This window comes from Bacillus sp. P14.5 (genome assembly GCF_003316765.1).
In the GTDB taxonomy this organism is placed as follows: domain Bacteria; phylum Bacillota; class Bacilli; order Bacillales; family Bacillaceae_B; genus Rossellomorea.
Map to the genome: position 1 here is coordinate 1 of NZ_NIJF01000102.1, position 1447 is coordinate 1447.

At 42.1% G+C, this 1447-nt stretch carries 1 pseudogene; it reads left to right on the forward strand.

Annotated features, from left to right (window positions below):
- The first annotated feature begins 440 nt into the window (after positions 1 to 440).
- A pseudogene (gene prpE, locus B9Z54_RS20605) lies at positions 441 to 1192 on the forward strand (bis(5'-nucleosyl)-tetraphosphatase PrpE).
- Positions 1193 to 1447 lie beyond the last annotated feature (255 nt).

Sequence of the window (1447 nt, forward strand, 5' to 3'; positions counted from 1 at the left end):
ACCATGAATCCAATTCCCGCGGCCAGCCGCGCGGAGTCGTTCGCCTGGAGCGGAAAATCCATTAATTCTCAATAGCCGCACTCTTTGCGAAAAGAGCGGTCCACGCCATTTGGAGAGAAACCTCATAGTATCCAGGGGTGAAATCAGGCTCTTAGGATTTTACCGAGAGCAGCAATCTATACGAATACTGCTATTTTAGCATGAAGCTTCAGTATACTTTCTTTATAGGAATAAAAGAAAAGTGCCGTTTAAAATATAGGAAAGAGAATTATTATAAGAGGAGCAGGCACACCTCTGTGTGTGTACTCCTGAACTATAATCCTTTAAGGTCACTAAAGCAGTCCTAATTATACTAGCAAATTCTAAAAATGTCTCCCCTAAAAGATTATTCGCTGAATTAAAATATTATTTACTTTTGTTTTATAGAAAGGAGAGGACTTATGAAAATAGATATTATCGGTGATATCCATGGTTGTTTTGACGAATTTAAAGAGTTGACGGGCAAGCTTGGATACCAGTGGAATTCAGGGATTCCGATCCACCCTGATGGCAGACTGCTTGGATTTGTGGGAGACTTAACAGACCGCGGTCCCAACTCCCTGAAAGTGATTGAAACGGTTTGGAAGCTGGTGAAAAATAAACTGGCTTACTATGTTCCGGGGAATCACTGCAATAAGCTGTACCGCTACTTTCTGGGGAACAAGGTCAAGATTCTCCATGGCCTTGAAACAACCATTGAGGAATTAGGCAGGCTTACGGAAAAAGAAATGGCACGATACAAGAAGATGTTCATTGAGCTATATGAAAATGCACCACTCTATCAACAGCTTGATTCAGGGAATTTAATTATTGCCCATGCCGGAATCAAAGAGGAACTCATTGGCAAGCAAAATAAGAAGGTTAAAACGTTCGTCCTGTATGGAGACATCACAGGAGAAACTAACGAAGACGGCACTCCTGTACGAGAAGGGGTAACTGGGCATTCGATTATAAAAGGGGAGCCTATATTGTGTATGGACATACACCATTTTCTGAAGTGAGAAACATTAACCGGACCTATAACATTGATACCGGTGCCGTATTCGGCGGAAAGCTTTCCNCCTTTTCATACCCGGAGATGACAACTGAAAGCGTAAAATCGAGCATGCCTTATACGGCAGAAAAATTTCGTGATGTTAACCCTGATAAATAAGAACATGGAGAGCCCGTTCAGCGCATACTAAGATAAACATAGGGTCTCCCTGCTCTTCCAGTATGGAAGCCAAGAGTAATCTTCCTAACCTCCAAATTGCAAAATCAAAACCACCAGTGAGAACTGGTGGTTTGCTCTGCGGCTTGAATCCCCTCTTACCGGCTTAGCGCAAAAGACCCGCTGATTGATTTCATCAGCAACTTATCCCCAATGAAAATTTAAGAAATAAGGGAAGAAATTCCGCTTATTTAAAGG